This is a genomic window from Bordetella genomosp. 5 (genome assembly GCF_002261475.1).
GTDB lineage: Bacteria > Pseudomonadota > Gammaproteobacteria > Burkholderiales > Burkholderiaceae_B > Bordetella.
Genome location: NZ_NEVN01000010.1, coordinates 153,025 through 179,056 on the forward strand (window position 1 = coordinate 153,025; position 26,032 = coordinate 179,056).

21 protein-coding genes are annotated in these 26,032 nt (G+C 66.2%); 11 read left to right on the plus strand and 10 right to left on the minus strand.

Annotated elements, in window-relative coordinates; translation table 11 throughout:
• Positions 1-28: 28 nt before the first annotated feature.
• The 4 genes from CEK29_RS19255 to CEK29_RS19270 all read right to left on the minus strand — a co-directional run bounded on the left by CEK29_RS19255 (position 29) and on the right by CEK29_RS19270 (position 4,587).
• The gene (locus tag CEK29_RS19255) at positions 29-247 is read right to left on the minus strand and encodes a hypothetical protein (RefSeq protein WP_094801374.1); all 219 of its coding nucleotides are present in this window, start codon (positions 245-247) and stop codon (positions 29-31) included.
• A 111-nt stretch (positions 248-358) separates the two neighbouring features.
• Entirely contained in the window at positions 359-1,849 is a 1,491-nt protein-coding gene (locus CEK29_RS19260; RefSeq protein WP_094859026.1) for a tetratricopeptide repeat protein, read from the minus strand.
• Between the two features lie 85 nt (positions 1,850-1,934).
• Positions 1,935-2,561 (minus strand): DUF6985 domain-containing protein, encoded by a 627-nt coding sequence (locus CEK29_RS19265; RefSeq protein WP_255176209.1) that lies wholly within the window; start codon positions 2,559-2,561, stop codon positions 1,935-1,937.
• Positions 2,562-2,754: 193 nt separating this feature from the next.
• Positions 2,755-4,587: a CocE/NonD family hydrolase gene (locus CEK29_RS19270; RefSeq protein WP_094859027.1), complete on the minus strand. Its 1,833-nt coding sequence runs from the start codon at positions 4,585-4,587 to the stop codon at positions 2,755-2,757.
• Positions 4,588-4,801: 214 nt separating this feature from the next.
• Between CEK29_RS19270 and CEK29_RS19275 the strand changes: the two genes are divergently transcribed.
• Complete coding sequence (locus tag CEK29_RS19275; protein WP_094859028.1) at positions 4,802-5,746, plus strand: LysR substrate-binding domain-containing protein; 945 nt, start codon at positions 4,802-4,804, stop codon at positions 5,744-5,746.
• Between the two features lie 79 nt (positions 5,747-5,825).
• Here CEK29_RS19275 and CEK29_RS19280 read toward each other — a convergent pair whose 3' ends face one another.
• The 3 genes from CEK29_RS19280 to CEK29_RS19290 form a co-directional block, all read right to left on the minus strand.
• Positions 5,826-6,815, minus strand: a complete 990-nt coding sequence (locus CEK29_RS19280) for a Bug family tripartite tricarboxylate transporter substrate binding protein (protein ID WP_094859029.1) — start codon at positions 6,813-6,815, stop codon at positions 5,826-5,828.
• A gap of 241 nt (positions 6,816-7,056) precedes the next feature.
• Complete coding sequence (locus tag CEK29_RS19285) at positions 7,057-7,701, minus strand: HAD family hydrolase (protein ID WP_094859030.1); 645 nt, start codon at positions 7,699-7,701, stop codon at positions 7,057-7,059.
• A 71-nt stretch (positions 7,702-7,772) separates the two neighbouring features.
• On the minus strand, positions 7,773-8,408 hold the full coding sequence (locus tag CEK29_RS19290) for a LysE family translocator (protein ID WP_094801363.1): 636 nt from the start codon (positions 8,406-8,408) through the stop codon (positions 7,773-7,775).
• Between the two features lie 113 nt (positions 8,409-8,521).
• Between CEK29_RS19290 and CEK29_RS19295 the strand changes: the two genes are divergently transcribed.
• From CEK29_RS19295 to CEK29_RS19310, 4 genes are all read left to right on the plus strand, one after another.
• Positions 8,522-8,974 carry an Lrp/AsnC family transcriptional regulator gene (locus tag CEK29_RS19295; RefSeq protein WP_094859031.1) on the plus strand — a complete coding sequence of 151 codons (453 nt, stop codon included), beginning with the start codon at positions 8,522-8,524 and terminating at the stop codon, positions 8,972-8,974.
• Between the two features lie 122 nt (positions 8,975-9,096).
• Positions 9,097-9,609 (plus strand): sigma-70 family RNA polymerase sigma factor, encoded by a 513-nt coding sequence (locus CEK29_RS19300; protein ID WP_176456936.1) that lies wholly within the window; start codon positions 9,097-9,099, stop codon positions 9,607-9,609.
• Between the two features lie 25 nt (positions 9,610-9,634).
• Positions 9,635-10,627, plus strand: a complete 993-nt coding sequence (locus CEK29_RS19305) for a FecR domain-containing protein (RefSeq protein WP_255176210.1) — start codon at positions 9,635-9,637, stop codon at positions 10,625-10,627.
• A 247-nt stretch (positions 10,628-10,874) separates the two neighbouring features.
• Positions 10,875-13,256 (plus strand): TonB-dependent siderophore receptor, encoded by a 2,382-nt coding sequence (locus tag CEK29_RS19310; RefSeq protein WP_255176211.1) that lies wholly within the window; start codon positions 10,875-10,877, stop codon positions 13,254-13,256.
• A gap of 120 nt (positions 13,257-13,376) precedes the next feature.
• On the opposite strand, the gene CEK29_RS19315 is transcribed toward CEK29_RS19310, so the two are convergent.
• Positions 13,377-13,982, minus strand: a complete 606-nt coding sequence (locus CEK29_RS19315) for an HAD family hydrolase (RefSeq protein ID WP_094859034.1) — start codon at positions 13,980-13,982, stop codon at positions 13,377-13,379.
• A 492-nt stretch (positions 13,983-14,474) separates the two neighbouring features.
• Between CEK29_RS19315 and CEK29_RS19320 the strand changes: the two genes are divergently transcribed.
• From CEK29_RS19320 to CEK29_RS19335, 4 genes are all read left to right on the plus strand, one after another.
• Entirely contained in the window at positions 14,475-17,555 is a 3,081-nt protein-coding gene (locus CEK29_RS19320; RefSeq protein WP_094859035.1) for an autotransporter family protein, read from the plus strand.
• A 66-nt stretch (positions 17,556-17,621) separates the two neighbouring features.
• Positions 17,622-18,536, plus strand: a complete 915-nt coding sequence (locus tag CEK29_RS19325) for a LysR family transcriptional regulator (RefSeq protein WP_094859036.1) — start codon at positions 17,622-17,624, stop codon at positions 18,534-18,536.
• Positions 18,537-18,670: 134 nt separating this feature from the next.
• The gene (locus tag CEK29_RS19330) at positions 18,671-19,663 is read left to right on the plus strand and encodes a Bug family tripartite tricarboxylate transporter substrate binding protein (protein WP_094859037.1); all 993 of its coding nucleotides are present in this window, start codon (positions 18,671-18,673) and stop codon (positions 19,661-19,663) included.
• Between the two features lie 50 nt (positions 19,664-19,713).
• Positions 19,714-20,661, plus strand: a complete 948-nt coding sequence (locus tag CEK29_RS19335; protein WP_094859038.1) for a succinylglutamate desuccinylase/aspartoacylase domain-containing protein — start codon at positions 19,714-19,716, stop codon at positions 20,659-20,661.
• A 186-nt stretch (positions 20,662-20,847) separates the two neighbouring features.
• Here CEK29_RS19335 and CEK29_RS19340 read toward each other — a convergent pair whose 3' ends face one another.
• On the minus strand, positions 20,848-21,711 hold the full coding sequence (locus CEK29_RS19340) for an AraC family transcriptional regulator (protein WP_094859039.1): 864 nt from the start codon (positions 21,709-21,711) through the stop codon (positions 20,848-20,850).
• A gap of 104 nt (positions 21,712-21,815) precedes the next feature.
• Here CEK29_RS19340 and CEK29_RS19345 point away from each other — a divergent pair, with 104 nt between their 5' ends.
• On the plus strand, positions 21,816-23,036 hold the full coding sequence (locus CEK29_RS19345; protein ID WP_094801344.1) for an MFS transporter: 1,221 nt from the start codon (positions 21,816-21,818) through the stop codon (positions 23,034-23,036).
• Between the two features lie 210 nt (positions 23,037-23,246).
• Here the strand turns inward: CEK29_RS19345 and CEK29_RS19350 are convergent, their stop codons facing one another.
• Positions 23,247-24,098: a hypothetical protein gene (locus CEK29_RS19350; RefSeq protein WP_141218361.1), complete on the minus strand. Its 852-nt coding sequence runs from the start codon at positions 24,096-24,098 to the stop codon at positions 23,247-23,249.
• A gap of 267 nt (positions 24,099-24,365) precedes the next feature.
• Here CEK29_RS19350 and CEK29_RS19355 point away from each other — a divergent pair, with 267 nt between their 5' ends.
• Positions 24,366-25,985 (plus strand): ABC-F family ATP-binding cassette domain-containing protein, encoded by a 1,620-nt coding sequence (locus CEK29_RS19355; RefSeq protein WP_094801340.1) that lies wholly within the window; start codon positions 24,366-24,368, stop codon positions 25,983-25,985.
• The last annotated feature ends 47 nt before the right edge of the window (positions 25,986-26,032 follow it).

Sequence of the window (26,032 nt, forward strand, 5' to 3'; positions counted from 1 at the left end):
GGCATGCGTAGGCGATCTTACGCACGCCTCAAGCGCGCGGCCCCTCGTCCTCGCGGCGCTCGGCCTCTTCCTGTGCCGCCACGTCTTCGAGCTTGACCTGGCTGGTGCTGCCATGCTGCGAGGCACACTGCCCGGGGCTGCCGCCGCCCTTCACGCATTCGGCGAACGCGAGCGCGGCGTCCACCGTGGCGAAGTGATACGAACGACCATCCGCAAACGCAACCTTGCCTTCGACTGAGCAATCCATGATGCCTCCCGTTGTTGGAGCAGACATCCTATCCCGCGCCGCCCCCCTTTAAGGTGTCAGACTGCAATTTCGCGTTTCCAGCCGCTCGGTGGCATGGCGTTCGCCCCGCAATCAACGCTCGATGCGGCGCAGCGTCTCTTCGTTGATCCCGTCGGCGCGCAGCGCATCGGCAAGCTTCTGCGCCCGCTCACGCTGCTCCGGCGTCATCTCCACGAAGAGCCGCTGGCGGTACTCCGTCATCGGCGCGTCCGGCGAAGGAAGCGCCGCCACCAACGCGTAAGCAACCGGGAAATTGCGTGGGGCGCCGCGGGCCTCGGTGTACAGCACGGCCAGGCTGAACGTGGCCTCGCGATGTCCCTGCGCGGCCGCCAGCCTCATGAGACGCATGGCCTGCGCATCGTCCACCGGCACGCCGTCGCCGTTGGCATAGATCGCGGCCAGGTTGAACTGCGCCGAAGGATGCCCCTGCTCGGCCGCCTTCGTGTACCACTGCCGGGCGATCGCGAGGTCGCGTGGCACGCCGCGGCCCTCGTCGTATTGCTGCCCGAGATGGAGTTGCCCGGACGCCAGGCCTTGCTCGGCGGCGCGGCGAAACCAGTGCAAGGCCTGGTCCTGGTCCTGCGGCACGCCCTTCCCCTGGTAATAAAGCATGCCGAGCATGTCCTGCGCCGACGCATGATCCTGCTCGGCGGCCTTGCGCAGCCACGTCGCGGCCTGCGCGGCATCTTCGGGCACGCCGCGTCCCGCGAGATAGGCGGCGCCCAGCAGATCCTGCGCTTCGGCGTTGCCCTGGTCGGCCGCCTTGCGCCACCAGGCGGCGGCCGCGGCATCGTCGCGGGGCACGCCGTGCCCTTCCACGTACATCGCCCCAAGATTGATCTGCGCCTTGGCCAGCCCCTGCTCGGCCGCCCGCTTGAACCACTCGACCGCCTTGCCGTAGTCCTGACCGCTTTTGACCTGGCCCTCGGCATACATGGTGCCCAGGTTGTTTTGCGCCTCCGCGTGCCCGTGCGCGGCGGCGAGGGCGAACCACTTTTGCGCCTGCGCATCATCGCGGGCGCCGGAGCGGTCATCGAAATAATGGTCGCCCAGCAGAAACTGAGCCTCGGCATAGCCCTGGTCGGCGGCCTTGCGCCACCATTGCAAAGCCTTCGCATCGTCAGGCGCGACACCCTGTCCACGGCTGTACAGCTGGCCCAGCATGGTCTGAGCCTGCGCACTGCCTTGCGCCGCGGCCTTCTCGCACCACTGCGCGGCCTGCCCATAATCCTGCGCCACGCCGCGCCCGTTGGCGTACATCACGGCCAGGTTGAGCTGCGCGTTGGCCTCCGATTGCTCGGCGGCCCGGCGCAGCCACTGCACCGCCTGCGCCTCGTCCTTCTGCACGCCCTGCCCGCTCGCGTACATCAGGCCCAGCCCGTACTGCGCCTTGGCATGCCCCGCCTCGGCGAGCGCGCGCCAGTGTTCGAGCGCACCTGCGTAGTTGGCAGCCCGGTAATCCGCGTAGCCCCGAGCGAACGCATCGTCGCTCGATGTCGGCGCGGCGGCGTGAGCCAGCGGCGAGCTCAATGCCAACAGGAGAAGCGCAACGTGAATTCGCATCGGTCAATCCGTCATCGCGGCGCCACGAGGCCGTGGCGCCAGAAAGTGAGTAAGGCGCAGGAGCAAAAGCGGCGTGAGCGGAGCGTCAGGGCGCCGTCTTTATCGACTCGGCATGGCGCGCGGCTATCCACGACAAACCGCCGACATCCGCGCCGCCCGTTTCCACGACATCGGTGCCGGCCATCATCATGCCGTAGCCGTGCTCGGGGTCCCACACGCAGCCAAAATCCAGGCCGATATAGGGCGCACCGGCGACAGCGTGAAACGCGACGCTGTTCAGGCGTATCAAGCCGTAGAGGGTGGCTTCGTCCCATTCGGGCGGCAACACGAACGCGTCGTCGGGCAGCACGATGCCGTCCTGCTCCGCACGCAGGCGCGGCAGGTCGGCCAGCAGCGTGTCGCGCACGGCGCGATGGAACGCGGCATCGTGGGCAACCAGCCAGCGGGCCGCGTCGAGCATCATGCGCTCGGGCGCATCGCACGAGCCATCATCGTTCTCGAAATAGGCGATCACCTCGCCCGCCTCGGCGATCAGGTCGTCGCGCGCATATCCCTTCGAGGGCGCGGGCGACCCGGCAGCGCGAAAGCGCGCCAGGTGCGTGAGTGGCAGCGCCGTCATCCAGACGCACCATCCCTGGCGCGGTCCGTAGAGCGGCGGCAGCCCCGGCGCGGCATAGGGCGCGTAATCCGCGGGAATCAGTTCGACATTCATGAAAGAAGCCCGTCGCTCCAAGAGAAGGCCCGCTCGAGGGCCTTCGGTTGTTGACGAATGCATCCGATCTTAGCATCGCCCCTGGAGCCACCAACGCGCGGCATGCCTGCCTGCGCTCGCACCGGACCGCATGTCTGAACCCCGGCGATCGAGGCCCCGCCGCGCGCCTACGCGAGCGCGATAATGGAATCGCTCACGGCGACACGTCGCGCAGCGGCAGCACGAGCTGCGAACGCATGTCGCCGCCGGTGCCGATGCTGAGCCGCGGCGGCCGCCCGTGCGGCACTTGGCCGCAGTGGTCCTTGTCGGCGCCGGCAATCGACACACGAATGCGGCTGCCGGCCGAGAACCGCCAGGCCGTGGGCAACAGCGCCAGTCGCACGGGTTCGAACACGCCCGGCTGCATGGGCCGGGCCTGCGCCCGCGAGAACGACCGGAACGGCCACGTGGTGCGATAGGTCGGCGGACACGGCGCCGTCTGGCGATGCAGCAGTCGAAGCAGCCCTTCCGTCACGTAGCGCTCGCTGCCGTCGGCCTCGATCTCGCTCAGGTAGACGAACAGCGCACCATCGCGCTCGCTCGACGCCACCCAGAGCTCCGCCACGGGATGACCCGCCAGCTCCTGCGCGCAGGCCAGCGGCGCCGAAGTGAAGCTGCACATGCGGTCGGCGCGGCCCTGCCAGTCGGTGTAGTACTGCGTGCTGTTGATCGCCGCGATGCGTTCGTAGCGGGTCTCGGCACCCGTGCCGATCGAGAAATCGACCTGATGTTCCACATGATCATCCAGGCCTTCGCCCGCGGCCGCGCCCAGGGTCTGGTCCGCGCGCAGATGCAGCGCGCCGGCGTCCGCCACCGGCGGCCACTGGCTCGCCTCGCGCCATTGCTCGGCATGCAACGCGAAGTAGTGAACCGGCGATTCCGCGTCCAGGCCGGTGGGCAAGCCCAGCAGATAATGATCGAAGAAGCGCAACACCTCGGCCAGCCAGACCGGCTCGGCCATCATGGTCTCTCGCCAGGGCGACACATCGATGCGCGCGCCGTGGTCCCAGGGGCCCAACATCAGATGACGGGGATTCTTGGCCAGGGTGAGGTAGCGCGAGATCGCGCCGTTCATGTAGCCCGCGCCGTCCATCCAACCCGACACGGACAGCACCGCGATGTGCTCGGGGATCTGCGCCGCCAGGCTGTAAGGGCTGAACGTCGCCGAGCTGAAATCCGGATCGTAGGGCAGCGGGTCTTCGCGGAACCGGAACTCCGGCATGAACTCGGTCTGACGGAAATTGCCCAGATGCTCGTGCACCGCAGCCCGCACCAGCACGCCATCGGCATCTTCGTCGACCGGCTGCGGGCCCGCGAAATCCGGATTGGCGTAATACACGAAGCGATGCAACATCTCGCGCCGGTCGTGGTCCAGCGCCACCATCAGATCGTCGTAGCTCTGTGTCAGCGACTTGAGCAGAATGCCGCCGGGATAGTAGTTGTCCGTGTAGGTATCCCACACCGAGAACAGCGGCGCGATCGCCTTGACGGCCGGGTGGCGGGTGCTGGCCAGGAAGTCCGACGCGGCGCCGAGATAAGAGATGCCGGTGGCACCGACCACGCCGTTCGACCAGGGCTGAGCGACGATCCAGTCGACCACCTCTTTGCTGTCCTCGCGCTCGCGCGGCGACCGAAAGCTGTCACGCGTGCCGAAGCTCGCGCCCGTGCCGCGCACGTCGATCACCACCACGGCATAGCCGCGGGGCACGAAGTAGTCGCGCAGCTTGGCAATGTTGGGCGCGCGCTCGCCGCTGCCGCCGGCCTTCAGGGCGAAGCGACGGTAGTACGGCGTGAAGAGGACGATGGTGGCAAAACGTCGGCCCGACTCGGCCGGTGCGGGCAGGTAGACGTCGATCGCCAGCCGGCAGCCGTCGCGCATGGGCAGATAGCGCGAGCTCGGCTCGGGCACGGCGAATTCCGCGGGGCGCTGGGCCGCATATTGCTGGGGCGAGACGCGCCAGGCGCCGGAGGTGGAGGACTGTGGCACTTCGAGACTTCCTTCAGAGGACCGGAACGCGCTGATCCGGGTTGAATGTCAGAGCGGGCAGGCTTTGCGGCCATGCCCGAAAAGGATTGGCATGGCAGCCATAGGATTCGGCGATGTCGCCGGGTGCCCTTGCAAAGCTCGGGATAGTTCGGATCGCCAGCACCGCCGCGCTGGGTTTGAATAGGCGGATTCGAATTGGGTATAGCGAAAACATATGGACCTGCGACAACTCAAGTACTTCACCCGGATCGTCGAGGTCGAAAGCATCACCGCCGCCGCCGAAACCCTGCATGTGGCGCAGCCCTCGCTCAGCCAGCACGTGGCGAATCTCGAGGCCGAGCTCGAGACCCGGCTGCTGGTGCGGGGCCCGGGCGGCGTGCGCCCCACCGAGGCCGGCAAGCTGCTCTACCGTCACGCCAAGATGGTGCTGCGCCAGATCGACGAGGCCAAGTCGGCGCTGCGCCACGGTCGCGACACGCCGGCCGGCAAGGTCACCATCGGCTTGCCCACCAGCACCTCGCGTGTGCTGGCGGTGCCCTTGATCGAGGAGGTGGCGCGACGCTATCCGGACGTGCTGCTCGAGATCATCGAGGGCAGCAGCGCCGACCTCGCGGTGGCGGTGTCGCTGCATCGCATGGATCTGGCGATCGCAATGGACGTGCAGCCCCAGCCGGCCCGCATGACCACCACACCGTTGCTGGTCGAAGAGGTGTACCTGGTGGGCAAGAAACTCAAGACCGGCTCGGTGAGCCTGGCGCAAATGTGCGACCTGCCCCTCGTGCTGCCCAGCTTTCCGAACTCGATCCGGGTGCTGATGGCGCGCACGCTGGCCGAGGCCATGCTGTCGGTCAACCTCGTGGTCGAGACGAGCGCCGTATCGGTGCTGCTGGCGTTGGTCGCCAACGGCAGGAGCTGGACGCTGCTGCCCTGGTCGGCGCTGGCCGGCCTGCCCGACAAGCGCATCGTCGCAACCCGCATCGATTCGCCCGGCTTTTCCCGCAGGGTTTCGCTGTGCATGTCGCTCTCGAACGAAAAGAGTGTGGTGTGCACCCATGTCCATCAGGCCGTGATCGACGTCGCGCACGAGCTCGTGACCAGCGGCGCCTGGCGTGGGGTGACCTGGCAGGCGGGTTCCGACACGACGCTCATTCCGGCGTAATCCCTGCCCGCACCACACGCCCCTGTTCGACGGAGTCGCCCGCCACATAGCGGTCGACCGCATCCAGCGTGCGCCATACTCAGTCGACCCGCACGCCGGTGCGATCGATGAACTCGCCCCACACCTTGGCATCGGCCAGGGCGCGATCGCGCATCTGCTCGGCCGAGCCGGTCAGCGGAATGAAATACAGGTCCTTGAGCTTCTTGTTGGTCTCGGGATCCGCGATCGCCTGCTGGAAGGCTGCATTGAGCCGGGTGACGAGGGCGCCGTCGAGCCCGGCGGGCCCGACCACGGCGAACCAGCCAGGCATGGTGGGCGCGTCGACGCCCGCCTCCTTGAGCGTCGGCACCTGCGGCAAGTCGGCGGCGCGCTGCGGCGCCAGCACCGCCAGCGGAATCACGTTGCCGCCCTGGATCTGGGGCAGCGCCGAGCCCAGCACGCTGGTCATCAGGTCGACCTGCCCGCCGATCACGGCATTCAGCGCCGGACCGGAGCCCTTGTAAGGCACGTGCTTGAGCTTGATGCCCGCCACCGACGCGATCATCTCGGTCGAGAGATGCGTGGAATTGCCGGCGCCGGCGCTGGCGTAGGTAATCGTGTCCGGCGCTGCCTTCGCCCGCGCCAGCATCTGAGCCATCGTCTTGTCAGGGCTGACCTTGCCCGCCACCAGCACGAAGGGCGTATCGACCACCGGCGCCACATAGGTGAAGTCTTTGTCCGGATCGTAGGGCAGCTGCTTGTAGAGCTTGGGATTGAAGCTCATCTGCGACACGCCGGTCAGCATCAGCGTATAGCCATCGGGCGCGGCCTTGGCCACCGACGAGGCCGCCACGATACCGTTGGCACCGGGCTTGTTCTCGATCACGATCGAGGTACCCAGGGCGGCGCCCGCCTTCTCGCTCAGCAGGCGCGCCACCACATCGCCGCCCGAACCCGCCGACTGCGGCACGACCAGGCGTATCGGATGCTGGGGAAAGGTGGCCTGCGCCGAGGCCGGCAACGCGATTGCGCTGATGGCGCCGGTCAAAAGAGCCTGGCAGAGTGCGCGCGGAATGTTGACGGCCAGCATAGTGTTCCCTTGGATAAACGCGTCGAGGCGTTCTTGTATTGGCTGCGATCAGCTTGGATCGTCATCCTAGGAACTTCGGTTTGCCGGTTCAAATACCGCTTTCCTATGCAGCCATAGGAAAAACATCTGGAGGCCGTCTCGCGTCACGCGTCGGCGCCATCGATGCCGAGTCGCGATACCCCGTCAGCGCTGGCACGGGCGAGCCGCCCGCCTCGCACGAACTGCGCCTTATTTACCCGACTCAAGGCAGATCGATTCCCATCGCACGCAGACGGCCCGCCAACGCGGTGGCGTTATCGAAATGCACGGCGCGTAGCCCCTCGCGTTCTGCCGCCTCGACATTGCGCAGGCTGTCGTCGATGAACACCGTGGTTTCAGGCCGCAGATCGTAGCGCTCGATGATCAACCTGAAGATGGCGGGATCCGGCTTTACCAGGCGCTCCCGGCCCGACACGACAATGCCCTCGAACCAGGTCAGGAACGGAAAGCGCGCTTCGGCGAAATGAAAAGTCTCGGCCGACCAATTGGTCAGGGCCAACAGGCGGACATTCACGTTGCGCAACTGATCGAGCACCTTCACCGTCTCCTCGATCGCGCCCGGCATCATCTCGGACCAGCGATCGAAATAGGCGTTGATGTTGGATTCATGCTCCGGATACCTTGCCACCGCCTCGGCGATCGCCTCCTTCCACGGACGGCCGCAGTCCTGCTGCTCGTTCCATTCGGCGTTGCACACGTCGGACAGGAAGCGCTCCATGGCGGCCTCGTCGGCACCGAAGATCTTTCGGTACAGGTGGCGGGGGTCCCACTGAATGAGGACATTACCCAGGTCGAAGATGATCGTGTCCACGCCCTGGGACGAGGGCCGCGCTACAACTTGGCTCATGCTTCTGATGCTCCTTCTTGGTCGCCACCCGCAGATCGACATTCATCGGGGCGGCACTCATCGGCTTGCCTTCATTCTAGAAGGCTCGCCACCCCGGAGTAGATCTGCGCCGCTCCGAACACGGCCACGACGAGGGCCGATATGCCCGAGAACCGGCGCAGCCAGGCGTCGGGTATGGCCTTGCGCACCGTCGCGGTGGCGGTGCTCAAACACAACCACCACGCGGCCGAGCCCACGAGTACCCCGCCGACCATGGCCAGCACCGCAGCCCCGCCCAGACCTTCCTGAGAATCCGTCATCGGGCCGAGCGCGGCAAAGACCCCCACGAAAGACAGAATCGTCATCGGGTTGGACAGGGTCAGGCCGAAGGTCGTCAGGAAATCGCGCGCGGCACTTGTTTTCGGCAGGGCGCGCGAAACGTCGCGCGCAGGCGGCGCTTCCCGCGCGATGCCCCACGCCAACCACAGCAGAAACAGACCCCCGCCGATTTTCAGCGCCACGCCCAGCGTCGGCAGCGCGGTCACCACTCCGGCCACGCCGAGCGCGCCGAGCAGGCCATACACGGCATCGGCGCACGCCGCCCCCATGCCCGTTGCAAAGCCCGCCCGAAAACCCCGGCTCAGGCTGCGCTGAATGCACAGCATGCCGATGGGCCCGACCGGCACGGCAATAAAAAGACCGATCGCCATTGATTGCATGAACAACATCGCTTCACCCCGAAACACGCTACATATGCCTACGCATGGTAGGCATTGGGCGCGCGTGCAGGAATAGAGGTTTTAAGGGAAGATGCGGATTCCACCTTAATAAAGACGCCGCCATGGACGATCTGGATTGGAAGCTGCTTGCCTTGCTACAGCAAAATGGGCGCATGACCTACACCGATCTGGGCCGTCAGGTGCGGCTATCGGTGCCCGCGGTCACGGACCGCGTCAAACGCCTGGAAGAGACGGGCATCATCGAGAGCTACAGCGCACGGATCAACGTCGCCGCCGCGGGCTATGCGGTCAGCGCCCTGATCGGCATCACGGTGCCCCAGCCCGCCAAGGCAAAGTTCCTGAAGTTTCTCGAGGCGATACCGGAGGTACTCGAATGCCATCACGTGACGGGCGCGGACTCCTATGTGATGCGGCTCGTGGCGCTGAGCCTTGCCGATCTCGAACGCCTCATCGGCCGCATCAATCTCTACGGAGAGACGCGCACGTCGATCGTGATGTCGACGCCGATCAGCCCGCGCGGCCTGCAGCAGCCGCCCGCGCCCCGCGGCAGGTGAGCGTCGCCCTGCCCTTCGAGGCAGGAATCTGACCAGCCACCGCCCCACGCAGCCACTGACCGGACGATGCTTTATGTACAATGAGATCAATTCTCATTGCACTTGTCCATCGTCCGGTCCCCATGCCCGCCCAGAATCAACCTGCCACCGATGATTTGGCCGGGCTGTATGTCGAGCACAGCAACTGGCTCCAGGGCTGGCTGCGCCGGCGCGTGGGCGACACCTTCACCGCGGCCGACCTGGCACAGGACACGTTCCTAAGCCTGCTCGACCGCAAGACCGCAACGACCGAGATCCGCAGTCCGCGCCCCTTCCTCGCGACGATCGCCGGGCGGCTCCTCGCGCACCGGCACCGCCGGCAGCTGCTCGAAACCGCCTACCTCGAAGCGCTCGCGTGCCTGCCGGAGGAAGTGGCGCCCTCGCCCGAAGCGCGGCTGATCGCGGTGGAGAGCCTGCAACAGATCGACCGAGTGCTCGATGGCCTGCCTCCCAAGGTGCGGGAAGCCTTTCTGCTGGCGCACCTGATGGAGCTGAGCTATGCCGAGATCGCGGAGCGACTGGGCGTGTCGACCAGCTCGGTCAAGCAATACCTGACCCGGGCCAACCGGGAATGCATGTTCGCGTGGGGGGCCTGAGCTCGTGGCCGCGCGCGCAGACACCTTGACCCTGCCCGGTGGCCGGCTGATCAGCCGGGCCACCGCGGATGCCGCGGCGGACTGGCTCACGCTGCTGATGTCGGGCGAGGCAAATGACGAACAGCAACGCCAGTGGCGCGAATGGCGTCAGGCACATGCCGACCACGAAGCCGCGTGGCAGCATCTGGAGGCCTTCACGGGCCGCGTGAAATCGTTGGAGCGCGCGCCGGCCTATGCTGCCCTCTCCTCGTATGGCGCGGCGGGCCAGCCGCGCTCCGCCGCACGCCGCCGGGCGACCCGTCTGCTGCTGTGGGGCGGGATCGCCACCGGTGCCGGCCTGTTTGCAACACGCACCGGCACCTGGCAGGCCGCCACGGCCGATCTGCGCACGGGCACCGGCGAGCGACGCGACCTGACATTGGAAGACGGCACCCAGCTCACGCTGAATACGAACAGCGCCGTGAATCTGCGCTTCGATGCGCGCGAGCGCCGCATCCTGCTGGTGGCGGGCGAAATCATGATCGCCACGCGCCACGGGCCGGCGCAGACCGATGCGCGGCCGCTGCTGGTGGCGACCGCTGAGGGCACCATCCGCTCGCTGGGCACCCGGTTCACGGTATCGCAACGTGCCGGGCACACCCGGGTGGCGGTGCTGGAAAGCGCCGTGGAAATTGCGCCGTGGGCCGCATCCGGCACGACGCGCCTGCTGCGCGCCGGCGAACAAACCCGGTTCAGCCGCGACGCGATCGAGCCGCCGCGCCCGGCCGGCGAGCACGCGGACGCTTGGGCCCGAGGACAGCTCGTGGCCGACGAACAGCGCCTGGACGACTTCCTGGCGGAGCTGGAACGCTACCGGTCGGGCGTGTTGCGGGTCGACCCGCGAATCGCGGCGCTGCGCTTTTCGGGCGTGTTTCCCCTGGCGAATACCGACCGTATTCTGGCCACGCTGCCCAGCGTGCTGCCCGTGCGTGTGCAGTGGCGAACGCGTTTCTGGGCGACGGTCGTACCGGCCGATTAGGGCCCAAAATTTTTTTCGCATCGACTGCCCGATCGGCATTTTCGCGGCACCTACCTACTGAGGGACCGGAATTTCCGGAGGTCCAATCAAGAGGAAGCACATGCCGAACCCGCACCGCACCCGAGCCTCGGGGCGCCCACATCCATCCCGCTTCGCGCTTGCCCCGCTGGCGCTGATCGTCGCTCTCGTGGCCGCCGCGCCGGAGTCCGTGCGCGCCCAATCCGCCGCGCGGGGTGCGGAGACCGCCGTGGCCGACTTCAGGATCGCCGCCGGCCCGCTGGCGCCCGCCCTGCGCCAGCTGGCCAGCACGGCCGGCATCATGTTGACGTTCACCGCGGAACAAACCGAGGGCAGAGTCACGGCGGGCGTGAACGGCAGATACTCGGCCACCGAGGCGTTGGCTCGACTGCTGGCGGGCGGCGGGCTGGAGGCCGTGCAACTGGACACCGGCGCATTCGTTCTGCGTCCCGCCCCCAAGCCCGCGTCCGGCGCATCCGAGGCCGCCACGCTGCCCGCCGTGATGGTCACCGGCGCCAGTGCGGCCGACGGCACGACCGAGGCCACGCAGTCATACACCACCGGCAGCATGAGCACCGCCACGCGGCTGAATCTGTCGATGCGCGAGACGCCGCAATCGGTCACGGTCGTCACGCGTCAACGCATTCAGGATCAGGGGCTCGCGACCGTCAACGACGTGGTGCAGACCGCCACCGGCCTGACCTTCAGACGCTTCGGGCCCGAGCGCGCATCGTTCTTCTCGCGCGGCATGTACGTGGACAACATCATGTACGACGGCCTGCCCGTGGGCCTGGACAGCTCCAACCTGTCGCAGGACCTGCTGGCCACCGATATGGCCATCTACGACCGCGTGGAAATCGTGCGCGGTGCCACCGGCCTGGTGCAGGGCGCGGGCAACCCGTCGGCCGCCATCAATCTGGTGCGCAAGCGGCCGACCGCAGCGCCGCAAGTGTCCCTCGCCGTAAGCGCCGGCAGCTGGGATCGCTACCGCGCGGAGGTCGACGCCTCGGGCCCGCTGTCGGAAGACGGCAGTCTGCGCGGCCGTGGCGTGGTGGCCACGCAGGACTACGGCAGCTATAAGCGCGGCGAAAGCAGTAACGGCCAGACCTTCTACGGCATCCTGGAGAAAGATCTGGGCGCCAACACCACGCTTACGCTCAGCGGCCTGCATCAGGAGAACCGGCTGCACGGCAACGGTTTCACCGGCCTGCCCGTCGGCCGCGACGGCAGCGATCTGGGGCTGCCCCGGTCCACGTCGTATGCCAACGACTGGGAACACTGGAACAAGACCACCAACTCGGCCTTCGCGGGGCTCGACCATCGATTCGACAACGACTGGCGCGTGCACCTCTCGGCCTATTACGCGCAGGCCGATGTCGACATGGAAGGCCACTACCTGAGCTACGCCATGGCCACCGGCCGGTACAGCCAGCTTGGCGCGCGCAACGCGCACAAAGAAAAGCAGAGCAGTGTGGATCTTTTTGCGAACGGGCCCGTCGATCTGTTTGGCCGCACGCACGAGCTCGTACTCGGGGCTAGCTATCGCAACGTCGACTTCGACGGCAACAGCCGTCAAGGCCTGGTGCTCAACAGCAACCTCGATCTCTACCACTTCGACCCGAGCGCCGTGGCCGATCCCCACATCCCGCTACGGGATTGGATGGACGCCAAGATCACCCAGCAAAGCGTATACGCCACCACACGCCTGAATCTGGCCGACCGGCTCAAGCTGATCCTGGGCGGCCGGCTGGACTGGTTCGACTACGACGACACCGTCAACACTTACCCGAACTTCGCCGCCAACACGCCGTCTGTCACCGCCCGCAACCGCTACAGCATCAACAGCCAATTCACGAAATACGCCGGGCTGATCTACGACCTGAACGCGCAGCATTCGGTGTATGCCAGCTACACCGACATCTTCAAGCCTCAGAACTACCTGGATGCCAGCAACAAGCTGCTCGACCCGGTGGTGGGGCAGAACTACGAGGTCGGCATCAAGGGCGAGTACTTCGATGGCGCGCTGAACGCCTCCGCCGCGCTGTTCCGCATGGACCAGAAAAACCGCGCCTTCCGTAGCACCGACCAGAGCCAGTGCGCGGGCTACCCCACGGTCACCTGCTACTCGGCCGCCGGCGAGGTGCGCAGCCAGGGCGTGGAGTTCGAACTTCAGGGCGCGGTCACGCCCAACTGGCAGGTGAGCCTCGGCTACACGGTGGCCATCGCGCGCTACCGCAAGGATGCCAACGCCAGCAATGTGGGCGCGCTGTTCGATACCGACACGCCCCGCCATCTGTTCAAGCTCTCGACCATGTACAGGCTGTCGGGGCCCCTGCAGGGCTGGCGGGTCGGCGGCTCGATCTACCACCAGGATGCCATCTACAACAAAGGCGTCACGAGCGGCGTGCCGTTCCGGATCAGTCAGGGCAGCTACACCATCGCGGACCTGGTCGTGGGCTGGCAGGCCACGCCGCAGCTGGACCTGCAGTTGAACGTGAACAATCTGTTCGACAAGAAGTACTACAACGCCCTCTCCGGCAGCGTAGGCTTCCCGAGCAACGTCTACGGCGATCCGCGCAACTTCATGCTGTCGGCGCGCTATCAGTTTTGATGTTGGGGGCCGATGAGACGGCGCTGATATACAGTGCTCGCCTCATCGGCCACATCCGCCCGGCCTCCGACCGCCCCCCGAAAGAGGCGGCAGCGTCGGCACTGCCAGGCGCGGCTCCAGCTACCCGCCCACGCACATGTCGGCGGGCATGACATCGGCAAGCGTTTGACCTGATGCGCGCTTGAGCAGGACGGCTTGCATGCCGCAGGCGCGCGGCCCTTCCACGTCGGCGGCAGCGGTATCCCCGACAAACAGCACCTCATTGGCCTCGCAGCCCAACTGCTCGAGCAGGAACTGATAAATGCGCGGCTGTGGCTTCACCGCACCAGCCTCATAGCTCATGGCGTAAGCATCGAGCATGGGCAGCAGCGCGCGAACCGGCGCCCCATAAGGCAAGGCCAGGTTCGAGCACAGGCCCACCCGATGCCCCGACTGCTGCAGTCGATAAACGACGTCCAGCGAGTCCGGGTACAGGCGGATACTGCTTAACTCTTCCTCGATTTCACGTTCCCACTGTTCGAGCAGCTCGGCAGGAGGCATTACACCGAGCTCAGTGGCAACCGCACGAAGATCCAGCGCGCGAGCCATCACGACCTCCGCAGCGCCGTCTTGCGGCGCGTGTCCCTGCTCCTGCGCCCAACGCATCAGTTTGCGAAATGGGGCACGCCGCTGGCCAATGTGGACGAGCGTTCCAAAGGCATCAAACGCAACTGCTTTCAAAGCCATCACATCCCCTTCACCAGTACTGATATCACCTCGCGATCCGAACCAGCGAACGCGGCGGCTTCCCTCGCGGCGCAAGGCTCGCAAGAATAATCACTCTGTCGGTCAGACGCGCGTCACAGGACCGGTCTGCCGGACAGCCGTGTGCGCATCCTACCGCACATCGAATCTCCGAAATTCATGCCGACCTGACGGCTCGCGTTATGGAAAAACGAGAACGCGCCAGCAGTGACGGGACGGTGGCCCTCCCCGATTCATGGAGGTCTCGGTGTCCGCGGCATAAATGCCGTCTTCAACACCTCATCATCCAACCCACGCCTCAATTTTCTGATCCATAAACACGCGCTACTGTAAATCGCATATTTGCGTTAATCACAAAGTAGTAGTAGCTTTTCATCGCGTTCATGTTGTGTCTGCTCGAAAGGACGACGCATCGATGTTCCTGCAACGTCCAGATTGACTTCCCGGTCACTTTTCGTCTGGCAGGAGCCGCTCGTGAAATGCGCAGAACATGAAATCGTTCCCCCGGATCTTCCCTCGCCCAAGCTCGCGGCGCGTGTCGCGGTCGGGCTTGCCGCGACGCTCGGCGGCTCCGCGACCTTCGCTGAAGTCATCCCGCAGGACACTTACACGATCCCCTTCCAGGTGAGGGCCGGCCAGGAACTGACGTTCGTCGGCGGCACGGTCATCACGCCCAAGCCGCCCTACCCGCTGCAACTGGGCGGCACGGGTATTCAGGTCCAGGGCGGCCTCGCCATTCTCGATCCCTCGCTGGGCGACGGAACGCCCATCCGCATCAGCGTCAACGGCGACGCCATCGATGGCCTGTATGTCAAAAGCGGCGGCAAGATGGTGCTCAGGCCGGGAGGCGTGTACGTCTATGCCACCGGCGGCAGCGTGCGCGGCCTTTACAACGTCGGGTCGCTGGGTCAGGCCTCGGAGTTCGACGGCGCGAACGCGTACATCACCACGGATTTTGCCGCCTCCCATGCCCTGCGTACGTATGGCGCAGACGCCCGGACCCTGATGCGGGACTCGACGCTGACCACGCTGCAGAGCGGCTCGAAAGGCGCCGAGGTGTGGCGGGGCGCCAAGGCCGACCTGCGCAACACCGTCATCCTGACCCAAGGCGCGAGTTCGCACGGCGCGCACGTCTTCGAGCCCGGCAGCGAACTGCGCACCACGAACGGCTCGATCACGACCGCAGGCACGACGTCCTATGGCGTTCTGGTGCAGGACTACGGCACCTTTGCGGGCACGGGGACATCCGTACGCGCGCAGAACGCGATCGGCGTTTATGTCTTCACCAACGGCATATTCCAGGCCGATGGGATGAGCATCCAGTCCGATCGCACTTACGGCATGTACGTCAACGGCGGCACGTTTGCACTGAAGAACACGCAAGTCACCACGCTGGCCACCGGCTCGTTCGCGCTGTTCGTCAACGGCGGGACACCCGGGACCGTGGATGGCGGGCAGATCCTGACGGCGACCGACCGTTCGGTGGCCGTGCGCACCCAATCCGGCGGCGTGGCGAACATCAATGGCACCCGCATAAGCACCCTGGGCCAGGCGGCGTACGGCATACACGTCGAGGGCTGGGGCACCGTCAATCTTGGCCGCGACGGCGAGACGGGCAGCCTGGTCGACACCCAGGGCGCAGACGCGGATGCCGTACGCGTGTCGGCCAATGCCACGCGCTTCAGCGCCACCGGCGCGACGCTGCAAACCGCCGGCGCCAATGCCCAGGGCCTGCATCTGACCGGCACGACGGGCGCCGCGGCAAAGACGTACAGCCTGGTCGACACCACCATCACCTCGGCCCAAGCCGACGCCATCCACCTGACGGGCGGCCCCGCCCTCGTATCGTTGACGGGCTCCGCCATCACGGGTGGCAACGCCGCCCTCAACGTGGGCGCCACATCGGCCGCGACCGCGGATATCGCCGCCAGCCGGACCTTGATCCAGGGGCGCGTGCTGACGCAGCCGGGCAGCACGACCAACCTGTCTATGAGCAACGACAGCACCTGGGTCGTGACGGGGAACTCCAACCTGACGAACCTGCTCAACACCGACAGCCTCATCGACTTCGCGCCTCCGCAGGCAGGCAGCTACAAGACCATCACGACGCAGAATTACGGCGGCAACGGCGTCATCGCGCTCAACACGTATCTGGGCAATGACAGCTCCCCGACGGACAAACTCATCATCGATGGGGGAAGCGCCACCGGCGCATCGCAACTGCGCATCAAGAATGCGGGCGGTCCCGGCGCGCTGACGACGGCAGGCGGGATTCAGGTGGTCGAAGTCGTCAACGGCGGAACCTCCGCGGCGGGCGCGTTCGCGTTGTCCGGCCGCGCGGTGGCCGGCCCCTACGAGTATCGGCTGTACCAGGGGACCGCCGCTGCGCCGCCCGATCAGAGCTGGTACCTGCGGTCCCAAAAGGACGTGCCGCCACCGCCCCCGCCTCCACCTCCTCCGCCGCCACCACCGCCTCCGCCGCCCGATCCTGATCCTGATCCTGGCCCGGACCCGGACCCCGGTCCGGATCCCGATCCCGGCCCTGATCCTGGTCCCGAGCCCGATCCGGATCCCGGCCCCGGCCCGGCGCCCGAACCCCTCTATCGACCCGAGGTCGCGGCGTACCTGGCCAATCAGCGACTGGTCGGTGAGATGTTCGTGCAGAGCATGCACGACCGTCTGGGTGAACCGCAGTTCATCGAGTCGCAGCCGTTCGCGGCCGACGGCAGCCGGCGCAGTTCGCTCTGGCTGCGCACATCGGGAAAGTGGGAACGCAGCCATAGCCGCGACGGCAACTTCGACGTGCGCACCGACCTCTTCCTGCTGCAGGGCGGCGGCGATCTTGCGCAATGGAAGCTCTTCTCAGACACGGATCGCCTGCACCTGGGGGCGATGCTCGGCTACGGCACGGCTGACAGCACTGCCCGGGCCGACGGCAATCCGTACAAGGCCAAAGGCCGCGTCAACGGCTACAGCGCCGGCGTGTACGGGACATGGTTCCAGAACGACGCGACCCGACTCGGCGCCTACGTGGACACCTGGTTCCAGTACGGATGGTTCAACAACCGCGTGCAAGGCGACGAACTGCCGCGCGTGGATTACGACTCGCGGGCCTGGGCGATATCGGCGGAGGCCGGCTACGCATTCAAGCTGCGTGAAAACTGGACGCTGGAACCGCAGGCTCAACTCATCTACGTGAAGTCAGACACCGACAGCATCACCGAACAGAACGGCACCCGCGTGGATCGCGCCGACGCGAACGGCGCCATCACCCGACTCGGCGTACGCACCTTCACCACGTTCGAACTGGGCAACAAGCGCACGGTCCAACCCTTCGCGACCGTGAACTGGTGGCGCAGCAACGTCGACAGCTCAGTATCCTTCAATCAACTCCCCGTCGGCGACTTGTACCCCAGGGATCGATACGAGCTGAAGCTGGGCCTGCATGCCGACTTCCGCAAAGGCTGGGCCGGTTGGGTCAACGCCTCCGGCAGCTGGGGCGCACAAGACTACCGTCAATACGTGGGCAGGATCGGCGTGAAGTACACATGGTGATGTGGGCAGCGTCATGCCAGGATCACGGGTGCGATCCTTGAGCCCAATGCCGTAAGCTTGTCGCCCATGGCTGACCTGAAACTTCTCGAAGACCTGATCGCGCTGGCGCAGACCGGCAGCTTCGTGCGCGCGGCCGAGCTGCGGCACGTCACGCATCCCGCCTTCGGCCGGCGCATCCGCGCGCTCGAGTCGTGGGCAGGCGCGCCGCTGGTGGACCGCCAGCGGCTGCCGGTGACGCTGACGCCTGAAGGCGAAGCGCTGCTCAAGACCGCGACCCAGGTCATCGAGCAAATGGGACTGGTGCGCCATCGCATCCGCAGTTCGGGCGCCGGCGGCGAGGCCGTGCTGCGCATCGCGACCGGACGCAGCCTGGCCCGCACGCTGGTGGCCGACTGGATCGCACGGCTGCGCCACCGCACGCCCAAAGTGTTGCGAGACGGCACACAGGTGGAGCTGTACACCGGCAAGGCGCAGGATCTGGTGGTGCGACTCGAGCAGGGCAAGGTCGATCTCCTGTGCTGCTACGAGCATCCGGCGCTGTCCGTGCCGCTCAGCCCCTCGCGCTACCGCTACATGACGCTGGCGACCGACAAGTTGGTACCCGTCAGCCAGGTCGACGCCCGCGGCCGGCCCCGCTATCTGTTGCGCGAAGGCGGCGCCCCCGTGCCGCTGATCACCTACACGGGCGGCCTCGCAATGGAGCGCATCGTGGGCGACCGGCTCGAGGCCACGCCCTATGCGCTTACCCCTTTCGTGCGCAGCGATTCGCTCGACGCGGCGCACGGCGCCGTGGCGAAGGGGATCGGCGTCGCCTGGCTGCCGTGGTCCATGGTCGCGGCCGATTGCCGGCGCGGCGCGTTGGCCGAGCTGGGCGGCCGCAGCGACGAAATCAGCTTCGAAGTGCGCCTGTACCGCTCGCGAGCCCGGCTGACGGACCTGGCGGAAGCCGCCTGGGAAGCCACGGCCAATCGCAAAGCGTAATCGCGGGCCAAGAATCCTATTAGCACGAGAATGTGCCGTTTTGGCACGGACCGACCCTGGGGCGGGCTCGAAAATGGGCCCCTCATTCCAATGAGACGGCTTCGCCGTCCACACAGCACCCCAGGGAGAAAGTCATGAAATCCATCTTCAATCCGCTGCGCGCGGCGCTGATCGCAGCGTGCACCGTGGCCGCGCTCGCCGCGGCGCCTGCCGCGAGCGCGGCCGACTATCCGGCCCGCAGCATCTCGCTGGTGGTGGGCTACCCCGCCGGTGGCAGCCTGGACCTGACCGCGCGCCTGCTGGGCGAAGAGCTGGGCAAGCGTCTGGGCCAGACTGTCGTGGTCGAGAACGTCGGCGGCGCAGGCGGCACCATCGGCGCGCAGCGTGTGGCGCGCGCCGCGCCCGACGGCTACACCATCTTCCTGGGCTCGACCAATGAAATGGTGATCGCCCGCATGATCAACACCGCCGTGAAGTACGACAGCGCCAAGGACTTCACCGCGCTGGGCATCGTGGCGTCGCAGCCCATGCTGCTGGCCGCCAGCAAGAACTCGGGCGTCAAGTCCGCCGCCGACTACCTGCAAAAGCTCAAGGGCGCCGCGCCGGGCGCGTTCAACTACGGATCGTCGGGCGTGGGCACCACGCTGCACCTGGCCGGCGAGATGATCAATCAGGCCACCGGCACGCGCGCCGAGCACGTGCCCTACCGCGGCGTGTCGCCGCTGGTGACCGACCTGATGAGCGGTCAGCTCGATTACGGCATGCTGGTGCTGTCCTCGGGTCTGCCGCAGGTGCGCAGCGGCAACATCGTCGCGCTGGGCCTCACCGAGAACAAGGCCTCCCCCGCCGCGCCGGAGATCGCGCCGCTGGCCGCGACGCCGGGCTTCGAGTCGGTGGACATCAATCTCTGGTTCGCGCTGTACGGCCCTGCCGGCCTGCCCGAGCCGGTCGCGACCAAGCTGCGCACCGCGCTGAACGAAAGCCTGACGTCGGACACGTTCCGCGCCAAGATGCAGGACGCCGGCGGCGAAGTCGCCAAGCCGGGCGTGGACCCGGTGGCCTTCCAGGCCGAAGAGACCAAGAAGTACGGCGCGCTGGTCACCGCCGCCAAGATCGAGGCGCAATAACGCGGCCCGCCCCGACGCCACCGACCGACCCAGCACCCACCGGATACACCATGGAATTCAAGCTTCCCGTTCCCGACATCTCCGCCGAAAGCGTCGGCAACACCGACACCCCCGGCGTATGGCACTTCGAATCGGGAGTCCCGGGACGGACGCTCATGGTGAGCGCACTCGTGCATGGCAACGAGCTGTGCGGCGCGTGGGCGCTGAAGGATCTGCTGGCGTCGGGGCTGCGCCCGCGCCGCGGCAAGCTGATACTGGCCTTCTGCAATCTGGAGGCGTTCGACCGCTTCGATCACGCGAACCACGACGCCTCGCGCTTCGTGCAGGAAGACATGAATCGCGTCTGGAGCGCCGAGCGCCTGGACTCGCCCACGACGCCCGATCGCCAGCGCGGCGCGGCGCTGCGCCCCTGGGTGCGGCGCGCCGACTGGCTGCTGGACCTGCACTCGATGCACGAACCGGGCGCACCGCTGCTGCTGACGGGCGTCCTGCCGCGCAATATCGCGCTGGCGCGCCGCCTGAAGGCGCCGCAGCACGTCATCGTGGACGCCGGCCACAAGGACGGCGTGCGCATGCGCGACTTCGAACACTTTGGCGACCCCGCCCGCGACGACGCCTGCGCGCTGCTGATCGAATGCGGCTTCCACGGCGACCTCTCCTCGCGCGACGTGGCACGCGACATGGTGGCTCGGATGCTGGTCGAATCCGGCGTCGTGGACGCCTCGGACCTGCCGGCAGGCTGGTTGCTGCCCGCCCCCGACGCACAACGCATCCTCGAAGTGACCGACGCCGTGGTGGCCCCGTCGATGAACGTGCGTTTTGCCGGCCCCTGGTCGGGCCTGGAAACCTTCGAACAGGCCGGCTCGCTGATCGGCTGGGCCGACGAGCAACCGGTCGTCACGCCCTACGACAACTGCACGCTGATCATGCCGTCGTTGCGGCAGCTGAAGCCCGGCGTAACGGTGGTGCGGCTGGCCCGCGATTACGCGGGCGCCTGACGCTCGCGTAACCCTGCCGGCCCTCGCCCACCCGCGGTAGCGGGTGGCCAGCGCGGGTCGGCGCGGGTCGGCGCGGGTCGGCGCACTACCCGCGCCATGCCGCGCGCCGAGCGGCGCAGCGGCCACGACCTGGCTGCGGGGCGCACAGCCACTTGTCGCGCCCGCAACGGCGGTATGCGCACGCGGTTATCTTTTCAGCGGCCCGGGCAGATCCACGTGCGGCGGCACGTCGTCGACGGGCCCGGCGGCACGATCTGGCGCCCGCTCCCGCTTGTAAGCCATCGGGCTGCACTTCATTTCCGAGCGGAACGCGAAGATGAACGACGATGCGGAGCTGTAGCCGAGCTCGAGCGCGATCCCGGTTACGTCGCGACCACTTTCCAGCAGCTCGATGGCTCTGAACAATTTCAGCCGGCGACGCCAATCGCTCAACGTCAGGCCGGTTTCCGCGACGAACTTCCTGGCCAGTGTCCGGCCGGACATCCCCAACTCGCGGCCCCACTCATCGGGGCCTCGGTAGTCGGCCGGGTGGTTGTACAAGGTCTCGCACAGCGTCAGTAGCGGCGCGCTGGTCGGCCATGCCAGGACCAGTGAAATCGGCGTCGCACGGCGGAGCTGGTCGAGTAGCAGCCGATACAAACGGCCGAAATAGCCATCCTCGTCCGTCTGCCCTTGAACTGCCGCCGCCTCGACGACGAGCGCCTTCAGTAGCGCAGACACGCCAAACACCGCGACCTCACTCGCGGAAAGCGTTCCGCCGGGATGATCGGCGAGCCAAAGGCTACGGTATTCGGCGCCCAGGAAAGAACCGACGCGATGGACGGTCCCGGCGGGAATCCACGCCGCCTGGTTCGGCGATATCGCAAAAGACTGCCCGTCCGCCGTCACCATGAGGACGCCCGAGACCGCGTATACGACCTGGTTCCACGCGTGCGTATGCGGCGCGAAGTAATTGCGCGCGCCGATCGACTGCACCCTCAGGGTGATCGGTGCAGGCGGCAGGACATCCGGCGGCGCGGTAATGGCTTCCCACGGTATGAGCGCGTTCATATGTCGCGGATTCTATATAGCTTGGCAATCTGTCGATAGACCAAGAATATAAGCTTGCGTTGTAATGCCAGCTTCCCTGTTCCCGCCGCACGCCGTTCTCAGCCATGAGCCAAAGTCACGTCTCTCCCGGGCATGATCGCCCCGATGTTCTGCCCGAAAGCGTTCAACAGGGCAACATTTGGCGCCTGAGCACCGCCCAGGCACTGGCCGGCGCGAATTCGGTCGTGGTGTTCGCGACAGGATCCATCGTGGGCAATATGCTCGCCCCGACGCCCATGCTGGCGACGCTCCCGATCTCCATCTTCGTGGTGGGCATGGCGGCATGCACGCTGCCCCTGGGCGCCGTCGCCAGACGCCACGGCAGGCGCGCGGCGTTTCTGCTGGGCACCGGCGCGGGCATACTCACCGGCCTGCTGGGGATGCTGGCGGTCATGATCGAAAGCTTCTGGCTGTTCAGCCTGGCCACGTTCTTCGGCGGTATCTATGCGGCCGTGGTCCTGTCGTTCCGCTTCGCCGCCGCGGACGGCGTCGAGCCCAAGCGGCGGGCGCGCGCGCTCTCGCTGGTCATGGCGGGAGGCGTCGCCGCCGGGGTCGTGGGGCCACAGCTCGTCACCTGGACCATGAACCTATGGCAGCCGCACATGTTTGCCGCCACCTTTCTGGCGCAAGCGGCGGTTGCCGCCATCGCCGCGTTCATCCTTCTCGGGGTCAGGCTGCCCCCACCCACCGCCGCGGAAGTCGCAGGCGGACGCCCGCTGTCCGAGATCGCGCTGCAACCGCGCTTCATCGGCGCGGTGATCGCAGGCGCCGTCTCGTACATGCTCATGAACTTCCTCATGACGGCAGCCCCGCTGGCCATGCACATCTGCGGCCACTCACAAGAGTCCGCCAACCTCGGACTGCAGTGGCACGTCATCGCCATGTACGCGCCTAGCTTCTTCACCGGCAGGCTGATCTCCCGCTTTGGCGCGGGACGCGTCGCGACCTCGGGGCTGGTGTTGATCGGTGTGTCGGCCGCGGTGGGGCTGGGCGGTATCGACGTCATGCACTTCTGGTGGTCGCTCATCCTGCTCGGCGTCGGCTGGAACTTCGGCTTTCTGGGCGCCTCCGCGCTGGTCCTGGAGTGCCACCGGCCAGAAGAAAAAACGCGCGTGCAGTCCCTCAACGACTTCCTCGTCTTCGGCCTGATGGCGATCGGCTCCTTCTCGTCCGGCGGCCTGCTGTCGGCGTTCGGCTGGAACACCGTCCTCTGGGTATCGTTCATCCCGCTGGCCCTGTCCGTCGTGGCCCTGGGTGTGGCCATGCAAAAACGAGTGCCGCGCTGAGCCGGTGAAGGCGCGTGGGCGTCGACCCGATTAATCGGAGTCAGACTACGATTTTTCGGGCAGCCTTCGGCATCAGCGGATTGCGCTTTGCGCGTTCTATTGCCCAAGGGTCCGCTGTGCAGCCTCCGCGGCGTCTCGAGCCAGCGCAGTGACCAAATTGGAGTCAGACTACGATTTCCTCGCGCAACTCGGAGTCAAATCGGAGTCAGACTACGATTTCCTCGAAGACCCCGCCTCGCCAGGTGCCGCCGAAAAGCAGGCGTCCATTCCAAACCCGATCATCTTGGGATGCTTCGCCAGATAGGCCCAGATTTCATCCCGTGACGTCAAAGGCTTGTGACCAAACACCACGTCCAGCCTTTGCACCGTCTCGATCACCGGTCGTCCCTTGCAGTACTCCCCGATTTCCGGGTGCCGCTCCCGATGCTCCACCTGCATCTGCGCAATCAACAGCAGGGCGGGCCGCCACCAGTCATAGGCAAAGTCCACGTGCTTGATGACGTCCGATGCCGAGTTCCGCTGCGCCAGCATCGCGAAGAAGTTGAAGATGTCGTCCAGCTTCAGCCGGTCCGCACGCTCCATCTTCCAGAATTCCATCGTTTTGGCTCGCTCGGCGTTTCCCTCCAGATCCATGATGGACTGCTTGATCGACTCCGAAGCGGGAAACGGCAACTGCGCCACGGCGTACAGGCGGCTCGCCACAAATTCCGCATACGCCCTGTGCCTGATCGCGGGGATCAACACCCGGAACGCCGCATCCTTGGTTTCCTGGAATTCGGCGCTCGTGAAGATCTGGAACATCTCGGAGATCGATCGCTCGACCGACTCCTGCTGTGCCTCCTTCGCCTGGTTCACCTGGAAAATCAGGGTAATAACGACACCGCCGAACGCCAACGCAGTGAACAGGACGTTCAACACTCCATACGAAGAGTTGAGCGGCTCTTTCAGCGAGTTCTCGGGCAAGCTTGCCCCGATAGGGTAGGCCAGCGCCCAAATAAGGACGGTAAGCGCCATGATCAGAATGGCGGTACCCCGCAAGGACGGGCGTTTTTTGTCGTTCATGGTCCGGTGAGGAAACAGAGTCGCAGGGGGGCACACCTTAGCAAATCGATAGCCTGTCTTGGTACTCGCCTTCAGGCGACGGACTTCATGGCCTCGACGCGATCCCGTATTCGCACGACCGCGCATCGTTCACGCCTTCGATGCCGCACGACCTGATGCGGCACGCCCATTACCCGGACACGTTACGGGCAGCCCTCACCTGAATCGGTTATCCTCGCTCCCGCCGGTTTGCGGCATCACTTCTATGCCCTCGCGGCCCCTCCCTGCATGATCCGGTTTCAACAAGTCTCGCTAGCAAGAGGCGTCAAGCCCTTGCTGGAAAAAGTCGATCTCATCCTCAACCCCGGCGACAAGATCGGCCTGATCGGCGCGAATGGCGCCGGCAAGTCCAGCCTGTTCTCCCTGCTGCGCGGCGAACTGCACGCCGACCAGGGCGATCTCAGCTATCCCCCGAACTGGCGCGTGGCCTACGTGGCGCAGGAAACGCCTGCGCTCGAGCGTTCGGCGATCGACTACGCGATCGACGGCGACGTGGAACTGCGCCGCCTCGAAGCCCGGCTGGCCGAGGTCGAAGCCGCTGACGACACGCCCGAAAACGGCCTGCTGATCGGTGAGCTGTACGGCGCCCTCGCGGATGCCGACGCCTACACCGTGCGCTCGCGCGCGGAACAGCTGCTGACCGGCCTGGGCTTCTCGATGGAGCAAATGGACCAGCCCCTGACCAGCTTTTCGGGTGGATGGCGGATGCGGCTGAACCTGGCGCAGGCGCTGATGTGCCCGTCCGAACTGCTGCTGCTGGACGAACCCACCAACCACTTGGATCTGGACGCCATCCTGTGGCTGGAAGACTGGTTGAAGCGCTATCCCGGCACGTTGCTGGTGATTTCGCATGACCGCGACTTCCTCGATGAAGTGGTCAACGTGGTGGTTCACGTCGATGAGCGCAAACTGAAGCGCTACGCGGGCAACTACTCTGCCTTCGAACGCCAGCGCGCCGCGCAACTCGAACTGGCGGCCGGCGCCATGGAAAAGCAGCTGCGCCAACGCGCGCATCTGGAATCGTTCATCAATCGCTTCAAGGCCCAGGCCTCGAAGGCGCGCCAGGCGCAAAGCCGGATCAAGGCACTGGCGAAGATGGAAGAGCTCGCCCCCTTGCGCGCCGCGGCAGAGTTTTCGTTCGAATTCCGGGAGCCGGACCGCGCCCCCGATCCGCTGCTGCGCATGGACGCCGTCCTGGCCGGCTACCCCGCCGCGGACGACGGCGGTGCCGACAAGATCATCATCAAGGACATCAATTTTTCGCTCCAGGGCGGCCAGCGTATCGGTCTGCTGGGCGTGAACGGCGCGGGCAAGTCCACCTTCATCAAGACCATCGCCGGAGAACTGCAGGCGCTGGGCGGCGAAGCGATTTTCGGCAAAGGCCTGTCGATCGGCTATTTCGCCCAGCATCAGGTCGAGATGCTGCGCCATGACGAATCGCCCTTGTGGCACATGGTCAAGCTGGCCCCCGGCACGCGCGAACAAGAGCTGCGTAATTTTCTGGGCGGCTTCAACTTCGCTGGCGCCATGGCAACCAGCAGCATCGCGCCCTTCTCGGGCGGCGAGAAAGCCCGCCTGGCCCTGGCGCTGATCGTCTGGCAACGGCCCAATCTGCTGCTGCTGGACGAACCGACCAATCACCTGGACCTGGAAACCCGCGAAGCGCTCACCATGGCGCTGGCGCAGTTCGAGGGCACCCTGGTGCTGGTCTCGCACGACCGCCACTTGCTGCGTGCCACCACAGACCAGTTCGTCATCGTCGCCGACGGCAAGGTCGCCCCGTTCGACGGCGACCTCGACGACTACCGCGACTGGCTGTTCCAGACCAAGCTGAACGCGAAGAAATGAGGTGCGGAAATACGGGGAAATCGGAATAAGGTGTCAGACTACCTTTT

Excerpts from the sequence above, each read along its gene's own strand:
- CEK29_RS19255 (WP_094801374.1), bottom strand. The coding sequence starts at position 247 with ATGGATTGCTCAGTCGAAGGCAAGGTTGCGTTTGCGGATGGTCGTTCG.
- CEK29_RS19260 (WP_094859026.1), bottom strand. The coding sequence starts at position 1,849 with ATGCGAATTCACGTTGCGCTTCTCCTGTTGGCATTGAGCTCGCCGCTG.
- CEK29_RS19265 (WP_255176209.1), bottom strand. The coding sequence starts at position 2,561 with ATGAATGTCGAACTGATTCCCGCGGATTACGCGCCCTATGCCGCGCCG.
- CEK29_RS19275 (WP_094859028.1), top strand. The coding sequence starts at position 4,802 with ATGGACCTGCGACAACTCAAGTACTTCACCCGGATCGTCGAGGTCGAA.
- CEK29_RS19280 (WP_094859029.1), bottom strand. The coding sequence starts at position 6,815 with ATGCTGGCCGTCAACATTCCGCGCGCACTCTGCCAGGCTCTTTTGACC.
- CEK29_RS19285 (WP_094859030.1), bottom strand. The coding sequence starts at position 7,701 with ATGAGCCAAGTTGTAGCGCGGCCCTCGTCCCAGGGCGTGGACACGATC.
- CEK29_RS19290 (WP_094801363.1), bottom strand. The coding sequence starts at position 8,408 with ATGTTGTTCATGCAATCAATGGCGATCGGTCTTTTTATTGCCGTGCCG.
- CEK29_RS19295 (WP_094859031.1), top strand. The coding sequence starts at position 8,522 with ATGGACGATCTGGATTGGAAGCTGCTTGCCTTGCTACAGCAAAATGGG.
- CEK29_RS19300 (WP_176456936.1), top strand. The coding sequence starts at position 9,097 with ATGCCCGCCCAGAATCAACCTGCCACCGATGATTTGGCCGGGCTGTAT.
- CEK29_RS19315 (WP_094859034.1), bottom strand. The coding sequence starts at position 13,982 with ATGGCTTTGAAAGCAGTTGCGTTTGATGCCTTTGGAACGCTCGTCCAC.
- CEK29_RS19325 (WP_094859036.1), top strand. The coding sequence starts at position 17,622 with ATGGCTGACCTGAAACTTCTCGAAGACCTGATCGCGCTGGCGCAGACC.
- CEK29_RS19330 (WP_094859037.1), top strand. The coding sequence starts at position 18,671 with ATGAAATCCATCTTCAATCCGCTGCGCGCGGCGCTGATCGCAGCGTGC.
- CEK29_RS19335 (WP_094859038.1), top strand. The coding sequence starts at position 19,714 with ATGGAATTCAAGCTTCCCGTTCCCGACATCTCCGCCGAAAGCGTCGGC.
- CEK29_RS19340 (WP_094859039.1), bottom strand. The coding sequence starts at position 21,711 with ATGAACGCGCTCATACCGTGGGAAGCCATTACCGCGCCGCCGGATGTC.
- CEK29_RS19345 (WP_094801344.1), top strand. The coding sequence starts at position 21,816 with ATGAGCCAAAGTCACGTCTCTCCCGGGCATGATCGCCCCGATGTTCTG.
- CEK29_RS19350 (WP_141218361.1), bottom strand. The coding sequence starts at position 24,098 with ATGAACGACAAAAAACGCCCGTCCTTGCGGGGTACCGCCATTCTGATC.
- CEK29_RS19355 (WP_094801340.1), top strand. The coding sequence starts at position 24,366 with ATGATCCGGTTTCAACAAGTCTCGCTAGCAAGAGGCGTCAAGCCCTTG.